Consider the following 18715-nt stretch of genomic DNA (forward strand, 5'->3'; position numbering starts at 1 on the left):
TCGACAGGCATAGGGCCATCCTCTAATATTGATGAAATCTCTCAACATTGTAGGTTGTTTATGTCAGCTCCAGTCCTGTTGACGGCTATTGATGGATCACAAAATGCCTTGCTGGCGGCTGCTGTGGCGGCGCGGTTTTCACGTCTTCTCGGTGCACGTCTTGGGCTGGTGACCTCACTGCATGTGGCCAATGATCCACTGGGTTTTGGCGGTGGACTGTTTTCCCGTGATCTGACCGATAGACTACTGGCAGAAGCCCGTCTTGAAGCGGAGAGTAATCTGCGCGCCGTCGCCGAACGTATCGAAGAACATTGTGATATTGGGCTGCCAGAATATTTTCTGCTGGAAGGGGATCCAGAACAGGAAATTCCGCATCTGGTCCAGAGTCTTCCGGAAACGATCATGGTGGTGGTAGGACAGCGTGGTTTTGGCACGGAAAGTAAACCGCGAGGGTTACCCCATCTTCTTGGGGGACTCGGTGCAAAATTGAGCCTGGCATTGGCAGTTCCGGTATTGCTGGTGCCGCCTGATACGAACATCGACCAACTGTGTTCTGCGGTCTTTTGTCCCGATCCGTCACAGGGAGATCGTTGAGTGGAAGTGTTCCTGCCTATCGCCCACATGGATGTGAATATCTGGCTGATTGTGAGCTTTGGTTTGGCGGTGGGTTTCCTGTCGGGATTGACCGGAGTGGGTGGGGGTATTTTGATTACGCCCCTGCTGATTTTTATTGGGGTTCCGCCACTGGTTGCCGTGGGTACCGGAGCGGCCCAGATTGTCGGTGGCTCGGCCATTGGCAGTTACGCACACTGGCGCATGGGTAATGTCGATATGCGCATGGCCTTTGTCCTGTTGGCAGGGAGCTGGACGGGGGGGCTGATTGGTGTACACATTGCCCGGATTTTGGAGGCGGGTGGCCACTTCAGTCTGGTGGTGACTTTTCTGTACGTCATTTTGCTGGGTGTTATTGGTACTTCCATGTTGATTGAATCGCTGTTGGCTTTGCGTGGTCGGCATGGGCATGCATCCCAAAAAAACCGGACAAAAAATCAGTCCATTCTGCAGCGCCTTCCGGGACAAATGGATTTTCCGGTTTCAGGATTGCGCCTTTCTTTCCTGACCCCGGTTTTACTGGGTTTCGGCGTGGGTTTGCTTACCGCGCTGATGGGGGTTGGAGGTGGTTTTGTGATGGTGCCCATCATGCTTTATGTGTTGAAAATGCCCACCAAGGTGGTGGTAGGCACCTCATTGTTTCAATTGCTGTTTACCACGGCTGAAGTGGGTATTTTGCAGGCGGGAATGAATCATGCCGTAGATCCTTATCTGGCTCTGGCTTTGGTTTTAGGTTCTATTTTCGGCACGCAATTCGGGGCGCGGGCCGGGGCGCATATGAAGGGGGAACAGTTGCGTCTGGTGCTGGCCCTGGTGGTCGTGGGCGTGGCTATCAAAATGGGTTTGGGATTATTTGTTACGCCTGAACACATTTTCAGCATGGCGCGGGTTGTTTAGATGCTTTATCTGCGACTGATGCTCATGTTGCTGACTATGAGTGCTGCCATGCTGGCAGAAGCATCTACGCCCCTGGTGATGGCTACCAGTACGGATCAGGTGAACGTGACCAGCCATTTTGTCGGGGAAAACCTGCTGGTGTACGGTGCCATCACGGGTCCGGGGCAGGTCATTGTCATACTGCGTTCGCCCGACAGTACGGAAGCCATGCAGCAAAAAACCCGAACTGGGCCAATTTGGCTGAATGGTGCAAAGGTAACGGTGACCAAGGCTCCGGGAATCTGGCAGCGGCTTTCCTCTGCGCCGGTTAGTCACATTCTGCCTGATGATACCCTGCAGCAACGGGGATTAACCCTGTCTTCGCTGGTAGATAAAGCCCGTTTCACTCCCAAACCCGATCATTTGGATACCTGGCAAAAAGCCTTTCTGGACGAGAAACTTCGCCACCGCAATTACGTGGTGGAATCCACTGGGGTGACCCTGAAACAGGGATTGTTTTCGGCGCAAATCAAACTGCCGGCGTCATTACCTCTGGGTCATTATCAATTGCTGACTTATTTGGTCCGACAGCAACAGGTGGTTGCAGTCCGCAAGCAGCAGATTGATGTCCGCCAGGTCGGCTTTCAAGCGTGGATTGCCCGTTTTGCCAGAGAGAACAGCTGGATCTACGGCATTGTCCTGACTTTTATTCTGGCAGGATTGGGCTTTGCTCTGGGCATCCTCATGCGCCGGCGTTCAGCCTGATGGATTCAGTTGTCTGCATGTTTTTGCGCCAGAAAAGCGACGCCATCCAGTATCTGATAAAAGTCGTGGGCGAAATAATCCGGCTGAATATCGTTGTAGGATTTTGATCCTTGGTTGGAGTCTATGAAAATAGTTTTAAATCCAGCCTGTTGCGCGCCATAAATATCCCGAAACATGTCGTTTCCCACATAAATGGCCTGATGTGGCGCTACTTCGAGTTGCTCGGCAGCCATTTGAAATAATCGGGAATCAGGCTTGCGATATCCGTAATCACCGGAAATGATGCGAATGTCGAAATACTTTTTGATATTCAATGCGCGCATTTCGGGCAGAGCAAAACAGCGTTGGGCATCGGAAATGAGGGCAAGCTGGTATTGTTCCTGCAAGCTTTTGAGCGTTCTTTTGACTCCTTCATAACGTTCCAGGCGGGTTCTGGAAATGCCGCGATGCAGCCGCGCCAGTTCCTTGGCCAATTTTTCTCTGCCATTCAGGGGCTTGCTGTTTTCCTGAATCAGAATGGTATGCCAGATGGCTTCTACATCAATTTCTGGATAACGCTCGGTGGATTGGCGCTTGTGTTCTTTCATGACAGCGAAATAGCGTTCGCGTACTTCCCGACGATTCATGAATACCCGGTGATACGTCAGATAATGAGAAATTCCTCGATAAATTTCTTCCATGTCTTCATTGGTTTCTATGTTGATCAGTGTGCCATATAAGTCAAAACAGACAGCGCGAATAGACATGAGACTACCTCCTTAGAACAGAAAGTGCAGCATGAACCAGAATTTGACTGTAACGCCAGTCCAGCCAGGAATTACGGGCGATGCGTAACAGCGTCATGCCCATATAAAAGGGAATTCTCTGGGTGATGGCTGCAAATGCCGCCTGTCGGTCGGGAAAATGGGTACTATACTCCCAGAGAAAATGACCGATGTAGGACTCGGCCTGCTCACCATGATGGGTGTTGCGCAGGAAATGGTGTTTGATTTCACCGGCAATCATGCCCAGGTCGTAGGCCCGATCAGCGCGTTTCATGCGCTCGAAATCAATGGCAATAATGGTTCGGGGTTGCGCAAACAAAAAATTGGATGGAGTGGCATCTCCATGAATCAGGACCGCCTGATCGCTCCACATACAGGGAGACTGCTGCCATTGTTCCCGAAATCCATAGGCTTCCCGTAATTGTGTTTCGGTAATGCGATGGCGCCGCTGCAGGCGGGCCATGATTTTGTCAAAGTAGGCAAACTGGGTATGAAAGTGAACCGTCTCAGCGCCGGCCGTGTGGTTATGTAACTTGGCCAGAAACCAGGCGAGATCGGTGAGACGGGCATAAAGCAAATCTTCATGGTGTTCAGCAAGACTCTGACTCATAACACTCGATAATGATTGGCCGGGACAATATTCTTCCACGACCAGACTATTCATCTGACGGGCAATGCCAAAAGCCTGAGGAATATGAAAATGCTTATGATTGAGACCGATGTTGCGCAAATAATGCAGGTTTTGCCACTCATTCCAGGCTCTGTCCCAGGCATTTTGGGGATCTTTACCCGGACGCTGAAAAAATTTCCCAATCACCTTTTGCTGAGAATGGGTTTCTTCATACAGAAAAACCTCATTGGAAGCAGGAAACTGAAATACCCGAAAATTGCGGACCTGATCATTCGGCAGTATTTGCGGATAAACATCATCGCGTAAATAGGCAAAAAGCGGATCCTGAGGATTCAGCCGCCCGAGATATTTCACGATATCTGCTCCATTCTGTCGTCCTCGTTGTTCATGGTGGTGGCTCCTGAAGGGCGGGATGGAGCTCTATGCGTTCAATGGTCCAGCCTGGTTCCAGTCGCGCCAGGGTCGGGGCGATGTTGTCCATGATCTGACGACTCAGATCTTTCTGTACGGTCGGTGAATGCGCAACCTGATTCAGGTCTGGAAAGGCCATGAAGGGATTGGCAATCAGGCTCTCAAAATGATTTTGGGCGTCATGAAGAGGCTGCCAGGATCCGTGCCCGTGAAGAATGGCAACAGGGTGAATAGTTAATGCTTTTTCCGAACCATTAGCACTGCGCACCATCACCCCAAAAGAACCCAGATCCAGAGTTTTTTTCATCAGTTTGGGAACATTTGTTTTCTTGGGTACCGGTTTCTCAGAAGTCGGGCTGACGGATTGTGGAGATATCGGAATGTTGAGGGCAATACCAATGGCAATAGCGGCAGTGATCAGCGCGATAATAACCACCAGAATCCAGGGTTTTTTCCTGGAACGGCGAGATTTGCGTGGGGCCAATGTTCATCACTCCTTTGCGGAATACCCGAGTGTTCCAGGCTATCAACTGATTTGTATCATGGTTGCGGCCAGAGACCAAACCGGGCAATACGTCGTGCGGGCCAAAGTCGCTGCGAAATCTCCAGATCAACTGTAGTTTTTAGTGTTAAGCCTGTATTTGCTGTGTCTGGCTTGAGCAATTGAGACCAGTTACACTAATTCTGAACGATAACCGCCCAAAAACACTCAATATGTGGAGAACCATGATTCCAGAAACTGCCGTTTTGTTACTGTTCGTGGTTGCCTCATTACTTTCGTTAATCGCCAACCGTTTACATTTACCCTATACCGTGGCCCTGGTGCTTGGTGGCCTGGCGTTGGGGGCGTTGCATCTTTTCGATACCCCGGTACTTACCCATGACCTCGTTTTCAACCTTTTTTTGCCCGGTTTGATTTTTGAGTCAGCCTACCATCTTTCTGCCAGTGCGATGTGGCGGGATCGTCTGGCAATTTTTGGTTTGGCAGTACCCGGTGTTTTCCTGTCCATGGTGGTTACTGCCTATGTGTTTCTCTGGGCTTCGGAATACTTGCCGCACCTTTCCGGTGCGGTGATTCCTCTGGCCGTAGCCTTGGTGTTTGGAGCGGCTGTAGCTGCTACTGACCCGATCTCTGTAGTGGCCATTTTCCGTAAGTTGATGGCACCAGAGCGGCTGACTTTCATGATTGAAAGTGAAAGTCTTTTGAATGATGGAACCGCCATTGTTTTTTTCAGCCTGTTTTTGACTCTTGCCGAAGGGAAATCCATCTCCATTACCCATCTGGGCATTGATTTTGTCAGTGAAGTTGGTGGAGGGGCGCTGCTTGGTTTGATCGTCGGCTGGCTCAGCTCGGAAATCATCAAGCGCATCGGCGATGGAATGGTCGAAATCACCATCACCATTTTGGCAGCTTATGGCAGCTTTCTGCTGGCAACCCAGTTGGGTTACTCGGGCGTGATTGCCACAGTCGTCGCGGGACTGATATGTGGGAACTACGGAGCGCAAAAAGGCATGACGGCATCTGTCCGGATGGCCGTCAATATCTTCTGGGAATATTTGGGTTTTGCGCTAAATTCCCTGATTTTCCTGCTGGTCGGTTTGACCATTAATCTGCTGGATTTAATGCACATCTGGGCGCTTGTTCTGGCAGCCTATGTCGCTGTTACCATTGCCCGGGCCGCTGTTGTCTATGGTATGGGTGCATTATTGAGCCGTACCCGCGCAAAAATCCCTCTAAACTGGAATTTTGTATTAATGTGGGGAGGGATTCGTGGAGCCCTTTCCATGGTTTTGGCACTCAGTCTGCCTGCTGGCCTTCCACATAGAGAATTACTGATTAACCTGGTGTTTGGTGTGGTCTTATTAACCATTCTGGTGCAGGGACTAAGTATTTCTCCCTTGGCCAGAATGCTGAAGGTGCTGGGGAAGGGGGGCGCAGATCAAAAAACGGAAATACAGCGCTTACGGATTTTTCTAGCGAAGTCCGATCTGCTTGAACTCAAAAAACTGGAAAACGAGGGGCTGCGGGATCAGCGCGCTTTGGATGCGTTGATACGCTCACTGGAAGCTGAACAAAAAGAAGCCGCAGATCAATTGCAGCAACTGGACAAGCCAGACACCAACACGATTATGCAGGGCGATTTTGTGCGTTTATATCGTCGTATCCTGCTCGCCCGTAAGGAAAAAATAAATCAGGCGCAAAGGGAAGGGCTGTTAAATGAATTCAGTGCAGAACAATTACTTGTCGATATTGATACGCAGTTGCTGGAAATAGCTTCTCAACCGGAAACGGTGTTCACAAGGATGTCTGCTGTGAAAGAAGTCAGCTCCTTATCGCAAGAGACGTGAATATGAAGTTGCTTATTGCTGCCGGCTATTGCGCCAGGCTAGCCAAAGCAGGGGTATCGCCCATAGGGCAGAAAAAGTATAAATCTGATTCAGTGAAATGAAATGTTGCAGTGGACCCAGTCCGGTAGAGCCGATGCCTTCTCCAATCATCAGCGCGCCAACCAATAGCCCAGCCATTTGCGTGCCTTCCTTGCCGTGCGCAGCTACGCCAAAAGCCATGCTGTAGGGGTAATAAATACCGCAAGCTGCACCGGCCAAGGCAAATGCCAGCAGTAACGCGGTAGCGCTGACCAGATGGGGGATAATGACAAAGCAGGCCGCCATCCCTATAGGCGCCAGGCGATAAACCCAGCGTCGGGAAAGAAAGCGGTCGGGAATGCTGCCCAAAATGAAGCGGGCAACGGTCATACCTCCCCAGAACAGGGATAGTGCCAGGGCGCCGGTTGCGGCAGGAAGGTGGTGGTCGACACTGACCAGCACATTGGCCCAGCTACCAAAGCTGCCTTCACAGATCGCATAAATCACTACTGCAAAAGCGAAGGGCATCATGGAGCGTCGCCAGGCACGTAAGCCGCCCAGTTCGTGCGTATCCGTATCTTCCGCGAGCGGAAATAAGAGTAGAGCGAACCAAAGCAAAAGAATGAGGGCAGGCCAGGCCACCCAGCTCAACCAGCTTTGTGCGCCAGTCAGAATCATGGGCGATACGGCAGTTGCTCCGCCAATGACGGCATTCAGAATGGTGACCGCAGCCGCAGCAGCGCCCGCAAAGAGGAGGGACGCAGCCCGATTGATGGCAGCATTGGTCAAGCCGAACCCGACGCCGAGCATCAGTGTTTCAGCCAGCAGCAACAGAACAACAAACAGCCCGGAACTGAAAAAAGCCGCTACAAGTAAAGCCATGGCGATTGCATTGCTGATGGCTCCCAGACGAAACAGTCCCTTGCTGCCCAAGCGTTTATGAATGGCTCCCGCACTCAACGCCGCCAATATGGCGCCGATGATTTCCGGAAAATACAACATTCCATAGGTGGCGTTACTCATGTCATAGGGCGCGCTGCGCAGGGTAGTGCCCAATGCGGGAATCAGCACAAAAGCGGCTCCCTGCAAAAAACCGGCAATATACACTGCACTGAGCCCGCGTTTCATAGGCCGCCTTTGGCATGCTGAATAATATGCGCGCTGACGCGCAAGGCATTGGCCATGATGGTCAGTGAGGGGTTTACCGCGCTAATAGAGGGCATAAAGCTGGCATCCACCACATAAAGATTGTCCAGATCATGCGCCTTGCAATGAGGATCAAGGACATTGTCGGCAGGATCCTCACCAAAGCGGCAGGTTCCAACCTGATGGGCTGTGGCAGAAATATCCATGGACTGAAAAAATACGCCCATGAACCCGGCTTTTTGCAGAATCTCCCGCCATTTCTGGCAAAGGCGGCGATGACTTTCGCGATTTTTGGGATTCCAGGCCAGACAAATGTTGCCATCGACATCCAGAGTCACCCGGTTGTCGGGATCAGGCAGGTCTTCGGTGGTCAGCCACCAATCTACGGAATGACTGGCAGTCCAGGCGCTGATGGGAATCGGCATCAGCGGTCGCTGAGCATGGAGCAGGGCCGGTGTGACTTTTCCCAATCCCTGAATATGACCCAGTGGATAAGGATAATCCGGGTCTCCAGAGTCTTCGTAAAAATCGTTCAAAGCCAGGGTTTTTTGAAAAATGCTGCGATTTTCCCGACCCGGTTTAATGGCCATGCAGGCGCTATTGAGATGGCACATATAATTGCGACCTACCTGGTCACTCTGGTTTGCCAGTCCTGAAGGATATTTTTCCGACGCAGAAGCCAGCAGGATAGCCGCACTATTGACAGCTCCTGCAGCCAAAACCACCAGCCGGGCCGTAAAGCTTCCTTGATCGGTCTCGACAGATTCCACCGTTTTGCCATTTTTACCGTGGATCAAACGGCGCACCCGATGGCCGGTCAGCATCCGGACATTACGGTGTTGCAATGCGGGGCGGACACCGCACACTTCCGCATCACCCTTGGCATGGAGCATACAGGGAAAGCCATCACAAGTCGGGCAGCGCACGCAGGGGCTTTGTTCAGGTTCATCGGTCAAACGGTGGAGTGCCAGGGGCAGGGGAAAGGGGTGATAGCCCATCTCGCGCAGAGCTTTATCCACAAGAGCGATATCTTCATCATGGGGAAAGGGGGGGTAGGGATAAGCTTTGCGGGGGGCTTCGGTAGGATCGGCACCGGCCTCGCCGTGCGTGAAATACCAGGATTCGGCTTCATCATAAAATGGTGCCAAGTCATTATACGTGATGGGCCAGGCGCGAGTATTGCCACCCTGATGCTGGCGAAGCGCAAAATCCTTGGCGCGGCGACGTAAAACGGCTGCCCCATAAAACTTGGTGTTGCCACCGACATGATAGCCGGTGACGGGTGAGAAGGCTTTGCCGTCCTGATCACGCCACTGCTCATCGGTATGATATCGGTGTTCGCCGAAAACCGTCTGGGGATCCCAGTTTCCCCATTCACGGGGTAAATAATCGCCGCGTTCAAGAATCAGAATTTGCAAACCTGAGTCCGCCAGGGCACGGGCCAGTGTTCCGCCACCCGCACCGCTGCCGATAATAATGACATCGGCATCCATAGTGTCATCCTCCGTGGCGGAAATCCGGATAAATCAACATGCCCCCATCTACAGTAAGGGTGGTGCCGGTGATGTAACTGGCGAGATCGCTCGCCAGAAAAGCCACGACATTACCAATTTCCTGGGGTTTGCCGAGGCGACCCATGGAAATTTTTTTGTCGAGATCTTTCAACGACTGAGGATCGCTCCACACAGATTCGTTGATGGGCGTTTGAATGGCACCCGGGGCAAGGGCAACCACGCGAATGCCCTTGTCCGCCGTTTCCTGGGCCAGGGTTTTGGTGAACATGGATAATCCCGCCTTGGCGCTGGTGTAGGCACTATAGCCTTCCCAGGGAATGAATTCGTGCACAGAAGTGATATTGATGATGACGCCGCGCTGGAGTTTTTCCATGCGCGGGATGGCTGCCCGGGCACAATAATAAGGACCGAGCAGATCAACGCTTAGTACTTTCTCCCAGATTTGTGGGTCATCATCTCCCACCAGGGCGCGCGGCCCGTCCATACCGGCATTGTTGACCAGAATATCCAGCCCCCCAAAAGCCTGCTCAATTTGCTGCACCAGTTTTTCCACTGCAGCCGGATCAGATATGTCTGCCTGGAATGATTGCGCTTTGCCGCCTGCTTTGCTGATGCTGTCCACTACGGCATCGGCCTCATCCTTGCCCTTGCGATAATGGACCGCCACTTCTGCGCCCGCTGCCGCCAGCGTTTCAGCAATGGCCCGTCCCAATCCACCACTGGCACCCGTGACTAATGCCCGCCGTCCCTGCAAATCAAGATGAATCATGACAAAGCTCCTGTAATATCCAGATGAAAATTTTCTCCGATCCAGTCTCCGCTTTCCTGCCAACGGATGGTGAACTGAACGCTTTCTCCCTCGCTTAACTGTTTCAGGGGCAAAATGGCTACGTGGCCCAGTTCCCAGTCTTCCGAGTGGAGATCCTGCACATCCTGCCAGCCGTTAATACCCCAATGGACCGTAAAAGGAGCGCGAAGCAGCAGACGTAACTCCTGACCTGCCGGCAATTGCCGGGGCCTTTGCCGTAAGCGCCAAAGGCGATAGTCAATATCCGGTTTTTTACCTTGATAGCGCTTCCAGGTGGCTGCAGGGCGATCTACGGGTTCGCCTTTCATGAAGCTGTGACACAGTTTGATGTACTCACCGTGAGCCCAGACCAGCGGCATGGCAGAACCACTGGGGTGTCCCGGTTCCAGACCTTTTTCCGGAATCGGGTCAGCTTCCCAGATTTGTTCGGGGAGTAAGCCGCCTTTCCCGGTCATGGCGGCCATGGCTTCAATGTAGGGCAGGGCGCTTTCTCCAGCGGCCAGAGCGTAATGGCCTCGCTCTCCAACCAGTAATGGCCAGCCTCGGCCGATTCCGGTGCCATCAAAGGGGCTACCATCCCGATGTTCGCCATAGCCATCCCCATTATAACGATGCCAAACGGGACCACTGGGGGTGTCGGTTTTGAGCAGGGCGTCCATGATTTTGACCGAGGCAACAATGTGGGCATCGGAAGCGCTGCGCAGTCCATAACGCACCAGTTGCAGAAAATCATTGGCTATTTGCTCGCTGGCGGGAAGATGCGGATCATGGGCACGGTTTTTGATCAATACCCACTCATCTTTGGCACCATCCTGGACCAGAACATCTTCCGGCGTAATGCGCACAAAATAACCGGGTACCTGATACTGTTTGGCCAGATCCGTATCCTTAACAAAGGTCCAGTCTTCCAGCCGTGCATTCCAGTAGTCCGCCAGCATCAGCGCGCATTCCGCGGTTTTACCCCCCAGTAATTCGGCACCCTCCACCAGCGCCGCAATGGCGACTGCCAGCGTAAAAGTATTGACGCCGCCATCTTCCTCCCAGCGATCCTGTCCGGTTACCGGACCTTCGTGGGCAATAAAGTGCAAGGCACGCTGGACCATATCGGCTACGGCAATGTCTTCCAGGGCTTTATGCTGGCGGAGCAGCGCGGCCAGTAAAATGGGAAACCCGGTTTCATCCAGTTGGACACCTTGCCAAAATGGTTTGCCACCGAGCCACTGGTTTTGCAGCCAATGACCATCGGCCTGCTGGGTGCTGATGAGATAAGTCAGCACCTGTCGGGCTTCCCGGGTGGCCCCCATGGCGACCAGCGCTCCAGCACTTTCGACCAGATCCCGGGACCAGACCAGATGATAGCCGCCGCGACTGGTACTGGCTTCACCCCAAGGCACCGAAAGGCTGGCGACCAGCGCACCGGGAAAAGTACGGTCCTCGTGGACCTTGAGAACATTGTTGGAGCGTGCATAAAGGGTTTTTGCCGCATCGGGAAGCTTACTGGCGAAGTTGCGGGGGCGGGGATGCTTTTTGTGCCAGGCATGCCACAAATCCGTATAACTGGATGACGTGGCCTGGAAACCATTCGCCAGCGCGCTCCAGGCATTGGTCGCGGCGGCTTCTTTGCTGGAGCCCAGCCCTAAAGCCAGAGTACCCTGACGGGGCATTTGACCGGCCAGGGCCACCTCACCGGGTCCGGCTTCCCCATATTCCCAGAGCATGCGTCCATGGTCATGAAAATCCTGCCACAGGTCGCTGGCACCGACCTCCCCAACGCTGCAGCGTTCCAGCGCCGCGTAACCGGTAGAATTCCGGCAGGCGAGAGCCAGTCCGAACGGACCCTGTTCTGCCCAAAGCACCTTGCGACCTTCCCAGTTTCCGACCCAGGCTCGATTGTTTTCGGCATCTTCCCCGAGTCGCGCTGAACACAACAGATAGGGGCGGAGACTGGAATCCCCCTCCAGCTGAAAATCGACGAGCAGCACATCACGGTCAGGATCAGCACAGACCTTGATGGTAAAATCAAAACGCTCGTGATGATGGCGGATGATGGGTAGCGGTACCTGCGGATCATCCAGTTCCAGAGCTGGCTCTGGCAGGGTTTTCAGTTCCTGCCAAAATCCTTGATCATCGGCAATAATAAATCCGAGATCACGCACCTGTGGAATATCAATGCGTGGGTAAAAAACTTCGGTAATGATGCCGCTGCCGGTGGTGAACCACAACTTGCTGGTGCCCAGCGCTGTCCCTACACAGGACTTCTGGGCGGTAGACCATACCGGATGACGCCACTGTGCTGCCGGTGCCTTACTGGCTGACTCCATATAATCACTCCTGAATGAATGTCTGTGGATTGCAAGCACCGGCTGGGGTTATTCGATGATCAAAAGGCGTTGTTCCTCCGGTACCCATTCCTGAAACAATAAAGAGATTAACCTTTGTGCTTGGGCAGAACGCCCGCTTTTTCAAGATAAACAGGCAATACGGCCACTACGCGCATACCCCGTTGAACATCAGGATCTTTGAGCATGTGATACAGACCGGATAGTCCTCCGGCTTTGCCGGTGGCCTCATGTTCGGCAGCATCCGCAAGGGCAGCAGCCATTAACTTTCCACTTTGCATGAGACTCGCAGCGGAGTTCATCAGCGGACTATCCTGACTCTTTTGCACGAATTGTCCCAGCAGGCTTTCCAGGTCAATGGTTTCGGCAAAAAGACCGATCTGACGACTGAGGTCTGCAACGCGCTGCAGGTTGCCATCGTCCTGCATCTGTTTCAGCAGGCGCAAGGCTTCGACAATGGTGGTATCGGCCGAGGTTTCCTGCCATATATCACCCAGTTCCTTGATTTTGGCCACCACAGCACTACCCGCAGGTCCCTGGAGAAATTCCATAACGGCATTTACTTTCGGGATGATTTCTCCAAACATCTGCAGGGCAGATAACCACTCTGCCAAAGGCATTTCATGCAGTTTGTTCAGCAGACCGGGGATGAAAGGCTTCAATAACGCTATGCTCTCGGTCACAAAGGCGGCGTTTTCACGGACGAGAGACAAAAGACCGCTTTCACGCAGGACTTTAAGCGTATCAAGCAGCTCTTCAATGCTACCTTCCAGATCATAGCGTTCATTCCAGGTACCGGCTTTGAGGGCCAAATCCATGGGCAGGTTTCCTGCCGGGCTGCCCATAAAGCTTTCGCTACCATGGGCAAGATCGCCCAAACGGGCAAGACCTGCCCATTGTTCCGGTGTGAGTTGAGGGGTGAAAGATTCTTGTGCTGCCATAATGCATCTCCCTTGATTTATATCATGCCAATAGTAAAAAAGGGCCTTACGGCCCTCGTTTTTCAGGCTGCGAAGAGCTTTTCGGCCAGTAATTTAGAAGCGTCAAGCCCCCATTCCGGCATTTTACCCTTCGTCTTGAAGAAGAGATTTTTGTACTGCATTTTCAGCAAGAAGGGCATATGGCCCATTTTGAGGACCTGGTCGGGACCACCAAACCAGCTGTTGGAACGAATATAAAAGGCCTGATTATTACCCATGTCACCAATACAATAGACTACTGGCTCCAGAGGTTTGTCGGCTTCTGCCGGAGCCATTTTCCCCAGGTCCTTGGCGATTTGCTTGGCGACAATCTCGCTTTGGGCATGACCAATTCCGCCCAGTTTCGGTACCGTAATGGCGGCCGCGTCACCCGCTGCAAAAACATTGGGATACTTGGGATTACGCATGGTCACATCCGTCACCACAAAGCCTTCGTTATCGCTGATAGGCAAGCCTTTCATGAAATCATGGGGAACCCAGTCCGGGAAAACCAGTTTCAATTCGGCTTCAATGTTTTTTCCGCTGGCCAGTTCAATACCGTCTTTGGTAATGCGGGTAATATCTTTGGCTTCATTGACATAGTTGAAACCCATCCCCCCGGCGATTTCAAGGAGCTTGCCCACCACTTTTTCACCAGCATCTTCAGCAATCAGAGAAGCCGGGGTAAAAACCGTGACTTTATCGGGACCGCCCTTGCCGTGCTGACCTAACCAGGTAGCCATGGACAACATGGTTTCCACGGGCGGGCCTTCACAGGCTGCTTCGGCAGTGGGGAAAGCATGACCACCATACAATTTGATGTCTTTGGTCCCATCGCCTTGATGGAAGCGGGCAGAACCAATGGCTACCGGGCCACCTTTGTATTCATGAGCCAGGAAGTGACGCAATTTGTTACCGTAATAAAAATCGCTGACCGTATGACCATGTTCGGCAAATCCTTCGATTTTATCATAGGCCAGACGATTGCCCACGGCCACAACCAGATAGTCATAAGACATGCTTTCGGGCGCAGCACCGGGACGTTCATTCGGCACAAAATCCACACGTTTGGCGTCCGGGTCAATGGCTTTGATTTCAGCCTGAATAAAACCAATATCATCTTCATCCAAAGTGCTGGGGATATCCATCGCCAGAGTTTTACTGGGATCGCGTCCCTCAAATACTTCGGCGGGCACATTAGGCACAAACAACAAGAAATTCTTACGATCAATAACGGTGATGCGCACCGACTCTCCACAGAGCTCACGTACTTTTTGTGCTGAAGCGAGACCGGCAAAATTACCACCAAGAACGACAACATGGGGCTTCATAGATGTTCCCTCCGTTTTTTCGTCATGAAATTGCAATAATTAACATCCAAATTGAATGAATGTCTCCTTACTAAGAGTAGTAGATAATCTCAAAAGTTCAACAAAAAACTTTTTTGGATGGTTATCCGGTTCATTATATTAATACGGTTTTATATTTTTATTGGGTTATAAATTATCAGGTTTTGCCAGATTGTTTTTCTTCAGCTTCTCGAAAATATCCAGGGCCCACTGTCTGGCTTCATGATGATCAATAAGCCGTTGAGGATAATTGCCTCCCAGAACAACACCTGCCTTTTTAAGAAGGTCCTGATCTGCCGCCCAAGGCTGGTGAATAAAGCGATCGGGCAGAGCGGATAATTCCGGAAGCCAACGGCGCAGATATTTTCCTTCGGGATCAAATTTTTCTCCCTGTAATACCGGGTTAAAAATCCGGAAATAGGGAGCTGCATCTGCACCTGAACCGGCAACCCATTGCCAGGAGGCGCTGTTATTAGCCAGATCCGCATCCACCAGAGTATCCCAAAACCAGGCTTCTCCCTGTTGCCAGGAGACCAGAAGATCCTTGATGAGAAAACTTGCGCAAATCATTCGGACCCGATTATGCATCCAGCCACTCTGCCAAAGTTCGCGCATGCCTGCATCGACAATCGGATAACCCGTTTGTCCAGACTGCCAACGCTCCAGCAAAAGCGCATCTTTTTGCCAGGGAAAATTGGCGAACTCCGGGCGCAGTGGCGTGTCCGGTAACTTCGGAAAATGAAACAGTAAATGCCAGGAAAACTCACGCCAGCCCAGTTCCCGCAAAAAATGCTCCCCTTCATCCGTAAGCTCAGGATGTTGACGCAAGTAAAAACGCGTTTCCTGCCATATCTGACGAGGACTGATTTCACCATGACTCAGGTGCGGAGAAAGTCGGGATACGGAATTTTGAGCAGGAAAATTCCGCCCTTCACTGTAGTTCGCCAGTGATTCATCCAAAAATTGCTGAAGTCTGTTTTTGGCGCCGGTTTCACCGGGAGCCCAGGATTTCGAAAAGCGTTTGGCCCAATTTGGTTTTTGGGGAAGCAGATGCCAATCGGTCAGAGTCTCAGTTGCCAGATTTTGGGTTAGTTCATGCGGTAAAGCCGAAAAATCGGGTTCTGGTAATGCTGGCGCAATACTGAAGCGCGCCAGGAGACTTTTCCAGAAAGGTGTAAAAACCTTATAGGGTTTCTCGTCATGATGATGCAACCAGGGTTCAACCAGGCAATCACCCATAAACGAGCGCACAGCAATGCCCTGGCTGCGCAACTCGGCCTTGATGGCGGTATCCTGAGCTATTCCGGCAGGATCATAGCGGCGATTCCAGAAAACTGCTCGCGATGAACTTTCAGCAATGATTTCCTGCAAAATCTGCAGAGGTTTCCCACGTCTGAGTAGCAAAGGCAAACCATGCCGGGCAAGGGCTTCCTGTAATTGTTGCAGGCTATGATGCCGCCACCAGAGCTCGGCAGCACCGGCCTGCTCATCAGCATCGAGAATGTATAGCGGTATTACTACCCCTTCCTGGGAGGCTTCCCACAAGGCCGGATGATCAGCGAGACGAAGATCCCGGCGCAACCAGGCAATCGTAATGGTCATCCTGTAGCCCCATAGTGTAGATAATCCAAGCCGCTAACCAGCAGATGAATGGTCGTCTGCTGCAAGCGATGTTTGCTCAGAACAGGTTCTTGATGGTGTCCATCAATTTGCTTCCCGTATCTGTTCCCGCACTGCTGCTGGTTGAAGCGGTGGAAGAAGTGGGTGCAATGGGGGGGTAACCCGCCAGATAATCACTGACTCCAATGATGTTGCTGCCGCCACTGATAGTGGGGCCGGTGACCGAAGGCGGACGGAAAAAGCCCGTCGCCGGATTCCCAGCCATGGCGGTACGCATATAGTGAATCCAGATCGGCAAGGCTTCTCGTGCCCCGGCGGCCCAGCGTCCCATGGTATGGTTGTCATCATAACCCACCCAGACGCTGGTGGTCATGCGGGGGCTGAAGCCATTGAACCAGGCGTTGTTTTCATTGTTGGTGGTGCCGGTCTTGCCAGCAATATCATTACGTCCGAGGCTTTGCGCTGCCACACCCGTACCAATTTTAATGACCTGCTGCATCATTTGCGTCATCAAGTAGGCGACGCCTGGAGGTATGGCTGTCTGCTGGGGTGGGGGGGCATAGCCCATGGGGCAGTTCAGCAAGGAAATCTGGGTTCCCCGCCCATTAACAATTTTGGTAATGAGGTAAGGGTTGGGTAGAAAACCACCGCTGGAAAATACCGAATAGGCTCTGGCCATTTGCAGAGGGCTGTAATCTCCGGCACCCAGGACCATGGAAGGCACCTCTGGAACCTGTTTGGCAGGAAACCCAAAACGCTGCACATACCGGGCGGCGTAGGGGATACCAATATCCATCAAAATGCGGACACTGGGGACGTTGTGGGAGTAAGCCAGATTGGACCATACCGGTATCGGCGTGTTCGAGAACTGCTTGCTGTAGTTGGTCGGCGCATAAACCTGTCCATCGGGCAGGGTGATGGACAGAGGGGTATCCGGTATGGGGGTCTGGGGCGTCATGTAAGTGCTTTGACCGGATGCCAGAAGTGCCGGTGCATCCATGGCCGCTGCATAGACAAAAGGTTTAAAACCTGAACCGGGTTGCCGATAGGCAAATACCGCACGATTAAAGTGGCTGAGTTCGTAGCTGAATCCACCCACCATCGCGTGAATAGCGCCGTTGCGGCTGTCGAGACTGACTAGCGCGCCCTGTACCTTGGGAATCTGGGTAAGCTGCCAGCCCGGATCTTTTCCGGCAGAAGACCAGACATTGGCACCCCATTCCTGCCCGGCTCCAGCGGTCATCGCATGCATGTAGGGACGCAGCCAGATCAGGTCGCCACTATGCAAAACGCTATCGACCTGACTCGGTAGGGGGCTGTTGAAACGCAGTCGGGCCCAGCGCACATCACGCAGGGTCATGGTGATGTTTTTCTTGCCCTCCAGCGAAACGGTGGCGGTTTTACTGTCGGCGCTAACGACTACCCCCCATCTCATATTGGCCGGGTCATGGGGGGGAAGGGCATCCGGGCGCTTTCCGGCAAGGGCAGTTTGCAGGGCATCTCCACTCAAACGGGCAACAGGGCCACGATAGATTTTCGGGTCCATGCTCGAAAGTCCCATGTCGTAGTTTTCCAGTCCTACGGCTACCGCTTCGTTGGCGGCAACCTGATCTTTGGGAATGATACTGGTGTATACCTTGAGTCCTGAGCGATAGGTAAAATCACTGCCAAATTGCTGGGTCAGCCAGCTCGCGATCCAGTCGGTGACATAAGGGGCACTATCTGAAGCCTGGGCATGGAAGCGGGAAAGAACAGGTTCAGCATTGGCTTTGGCTGCTTCAGCCTTGGTAATATAACCGCGATTTACCAGACGTTTAAGAACATAAGCGCGGCGTTTTTTGGCAAGATCCGGATTCATGACCGGATTTAATACCGAGGGTGCTGGCGGGAGTCCGGCAATAGTAGCCATTTCACCCAGTGTCAGTTGTTCGACACTCTTGCCGTAATAAGTGCGAGCGGCGGCTTGAACGCCATAGGCACCCTGACCCAGATAAATTTTATTAAGATACAGTTCCAGAATCTGTTTGTGAGTAAAGTGATCCGCCAGTTTGTAAGCCAGTAAAATTTCGGCAATTTTACGGGTGATGGTCTTTTGTGGAGTGAGATAAAAATTACGGGCTACCTGTTCGGGGATGGTGCTGGCCCCCTGCACAGGAGCCATGTGGATCAAGTCAACCAACGCCGCACGAACGATACCAGGATAACTGACCGGATAGTACAGTGGATTATTACTGTAAAAACGGGCGTTCTCTGCGGAGATGAAAGATTCCTGCAATTTGACCGGTATCTGGTCAATGGGCAAGGCATAGCGCATTTGCGGGCCGACTTCCTGGAGCAACGAACCGTCCGCTGCATAAATCCGCAGGGGTTCATCGGGATGCCATTCTTTCAGTTCATGAACGGGCGGCAGGGTTTCCCAGATACGATACACATAAATGCTGATACCAATGAAAATATTGATGATGATCAGGGCGATGATCAATAAAATCCAGCGTCCATAACGAGGACGTTTGGGTGCCTTGCCACGCGTACGGGGGCTGCCGGTTTGAGCCAT

At 52.4% G+C, this 18715-nt stretch carries 15 protein-coding genes; 4 read left to right on the forward strand and 11 right to left on the reverse strand.

Annotated features, from left to right (window positions below):
* The first annotated feature begins 60 nt into the window (after positions 1-60).
* From HAP95_RS01800 to HAP95_RS01810, 3 genes are read left to right on the forward strand one after another with little or no spacing between them, the layout of a single operon-like run.
* Positions 61-594, forward strand: a complete 534-nt coding sequence (locus HAP95_RS01800; protein WP_215882711.1) for a universal stress protein — start codon at positions 61-63, stop codon at positions 592-594.
* The gene (locus HAP95_RS01805; protein ID WP_215882712.1) at positions 595-1509 is read left to right on the forward strand and encodes a sulfite exporter TauE/SafE family protein; all 915 of its coding nucleotides are present in this window, start codon (positions 595-597) and stop codon (positions 1507-1509) included.
* Positions 1510-2253: a TIGR02186 family protein gene (locus HAP95_RS01810; RefSeq protein ID WP_215882713.1), complete on the forward strand. Its 744-nt coding sequence runs from the start codon at positions 1510-1512 to the stop codon at positions 2251-2253. It begins immediately after the preceding gene.
* A gap of 5 nt (positions 2254-2258) precedes the next feature.
* On the opposite strand, the gene HAP95_RS01815 is transcribed toward HAP95_RS01810, so the two are convergent.
* The 3 genes from HAP95_RS01815 to HAP95_RS01825 are packed head-to-tail and all read right to left on the reverse strand — an operon-like array spanning position 2259 to position 4543.
* Positions 2259-2999 carry an HAD family hydrolase gene (locus tag HAP95_RS01815; RefSeq protein ID WP_215882714.1) on the reverse strand — a complete coding sequence of 247 codons (741 nt, stop codon included), beginning with the start codon at positions 2997-2999 and terminating at the stop codon, positions 2259-2261.
* Between the two features lie 4 nt (positions 3000-3003).
* Positions 3004-4002 (reverse strand): aminoglycoside phosphotransferase family protein, encoded by a 999-nt coding sequence (locus HAP95_RS01820; protein ID WP_215882715.1) that lies wholly within the window; start codon positions 4000-4002, stop codon positions 3004-3006.
* Positions 4003-4033: 31 nt separating this feature from the next.
* On the reverse strand, positions 4034-4543 hold the full coding sequence (locus HAP95_RS01825) for a hypothetical protein (RefSeq protein WP_215882716.1): 510 nt from the start codon (positions 4541-4543) through the stop codon (positions 4034-4036).
* 242 nt (positions 4544-4785) lie between these two features.
* Between HAP95_RS01825 and HAP95_RS01830 the strand changes: the two genes are divergently transcribed.
* Positions 4786-6408, forward strand: coding sequence for a cation:proton antiporter (locus HAP95_RS01830; protein WP_215882717.1), 1623 nt, complete (start codon positions 4786-4788; stop codon positions 6406-6408).
* Positions 6409-6420: 12 nt separating this feature from the next.
* On the opposite strand, the gene HAP95_RS01835 is transcribed toward HAP95_RS01830, so the two are convergent.
* From HAP95_RS01835 to HAP95_RS01870, 8 genes are all read right to left on the reverse strand, one after another.
* Complete coding sequence (locus HAP95_RS01835; RefSeq protein WP_215882718.1) at positions 6421-7554, reverse strand: MFS transporter; 1134 nt, start codon at positions 7552-7554, stop codon at positions 6421-6423.
* A complete protein-coding gene (locus HAP95_RS01840; RefSeq protein WP_215882719.1) occupies positions 7551-9065 on the reverse strand; it encodes a GMC oxidoreductase in 1515 nt (504 codons plus the stop codon). The genes HAP95_RS01835 and HAP95_RS01840 overlap by 4 nt, the downstream gene beginning before the upstream one ends.
* A gap of 4 nt (positions 9066-9069) precedes the next feature.
* Complete coding sequence (locus tag HAP95_RS01845) at positions 9070-9855, reverse strand: glucose 1-dehydrogenase (protein ID WP_215882720.1); 786 nt, start codon at positions 9853-9855, stop codon at positions 9070-9072.
* Complete coding sequence (locus HAP95_RS01850; protein ID WP_215882721.1) at positions 9852-12215, reverse strand: glycoside hydrolase family 15 protein; 2364 nt, start codon at positions 12213-12215, stop codon at positions 9852-9854. Before HAP95_RS01850 ends, HAP95_RS01845 begins: the two co-directional genes overlap by 4 nt.
* A 107-nt stretch (positions 12216-12322) precedes the next feature.
* A complete protein-coding gene (locus HAP95_RS01855) occupies positions 12323-13174 on the reverse strand; it encodes a DUF1641 domain-containing protein (RefSeq protein ID WP_215882722.1) in 852 nt (283 codons plus the stop codon).
* Between the two features lie 62 nt (positions 13175-13236).
* A complete protein-coding gene (locus tag HAP95_RS01860) occupies positions 13237-14523 on the reverse strand; it encodes an NAD(P)/FAD-dependent oxidoreductase (protein ID WP_010638587.1) in 1287 nt (428 codons plus the stop codon).
* Between the two features lie 165 nt (positions 14524-14688).
* Positions 14689-16143 carry a cryptochrome/photolyase family protein gene (locus HAP95_RS01865; RefSeq protein WP_215882723.1) on the reverse strand — a complete coding sequence of 485 codons (1455 nt, stop codon included), beginning with the start codon at positions 16141-16143 and terminating at the stop codon, positions 14689-14691.
* Between the two features lie 76 nt (positions 16144-16219).
* The gene (locus HAP95_RS01870; RefSeq protein WP_215882724.1) at positions 16220-18715 is read right to left on the reverse strand and encodes a penicillin-binding protein 1A; all 2496 of its coding nucleotides are present in this window, start codon (positions 18713-18715) and stop codon (positions 16220-16222) included.

Origin of the sequence: Acidithiobacillus sulfurivorans (assembly GCF_018853815.1) — a bacterium.
GTDB lineage: Bacteria > Pseudomonadota > Gammaproteobacteria > Acidithiobacillales > Acidithiobacillaceae > Acidithiobacillus > Acidithiobacillus sulfurivorans.

Coding starts and splice junctions, on each gene's coding strand:
- HAP95_RS01800 (WP_215882711.1), top strand. CDS start 61: ATGTCAGCTCCAGTCCTGTTGACGGCTATTGATGGATCACAAAATGCC.
- HAP95_RS01810 (WP_215882713.1), top strand. CDS start 1,510: ATGCTTTATCTGCGACTGATGCTCATGTTGCTGACTATGAGTGCTGCC.
- HAP95_RS01815 (WP_215882714.1), bottom strand. CDS start 2,999: ATGTCTATTCGCGCTGTCTGTTTTGACTTATATGGCACACTGATCAAC.
- HAP95_RS01830 (WP_215882717.1), top strand. CDS start 4,786: ATGATTCCAGAAACTGCCGTTTTGTTACTGTTCGTGGTTGCCTCATTA.
- HAP95_RS01835 (WP_215882718.1), bottom strand. CDS start 7,554: ATGAAACGCGGGCTCAGTGCAGTGTATATTGCCGGTTTTTTGCAGGGA.
- HAP95_RS01840 (WP_215882719.1), bottom strand. CDS start 9,065: ATGGATGCCGATGTCATTATTATCGGCAGCGGTGCGGGTGGCGGAACA.
- HAP95_RS01845 (WP_215882720.1), bottom strand. CDS start 9,855: ATGATTCATCTTGATTTGCAGGGACGGCGGGCATTAGTCACGGGTGCC.
- HAP95_RS01850 (WP_215882721.1), bottom strand. CDS start 12,215: ATGGAGTCAGCCAGTAAGGCACCGGCAGCACAGTGGCGTCATCCGGTA.
- HAP95_RS01855 (WP_215882722.1), bottom strand. CDS start 13,174: ATGGCAGCACAAGAATCTTTCACCCCTCAACTCACACCGGAACAATGG.
- HAP95_RS01860 (WP_010638587.1), bottom strand. CDS start 14,523: ATGAAGCCCCATGTTGTCGTTCTTGGTGGTAATTTTGCCGGTCTCGCT.
- HAP95_RS01865 (WP_215882723.1), bottom strand. CDS start 16,143: ATGACCATTACGATTGCCTGGTTGCGCCGGGATCTTCGTCTCGCTGAT.
- HAP95_RS01870 (WP_215882724.1), bottom strand. CDS start 18,715: ATGGCTCAAACCGGCAGCCCCCGTACGCGTGGCAAGGCACCCAAACGT.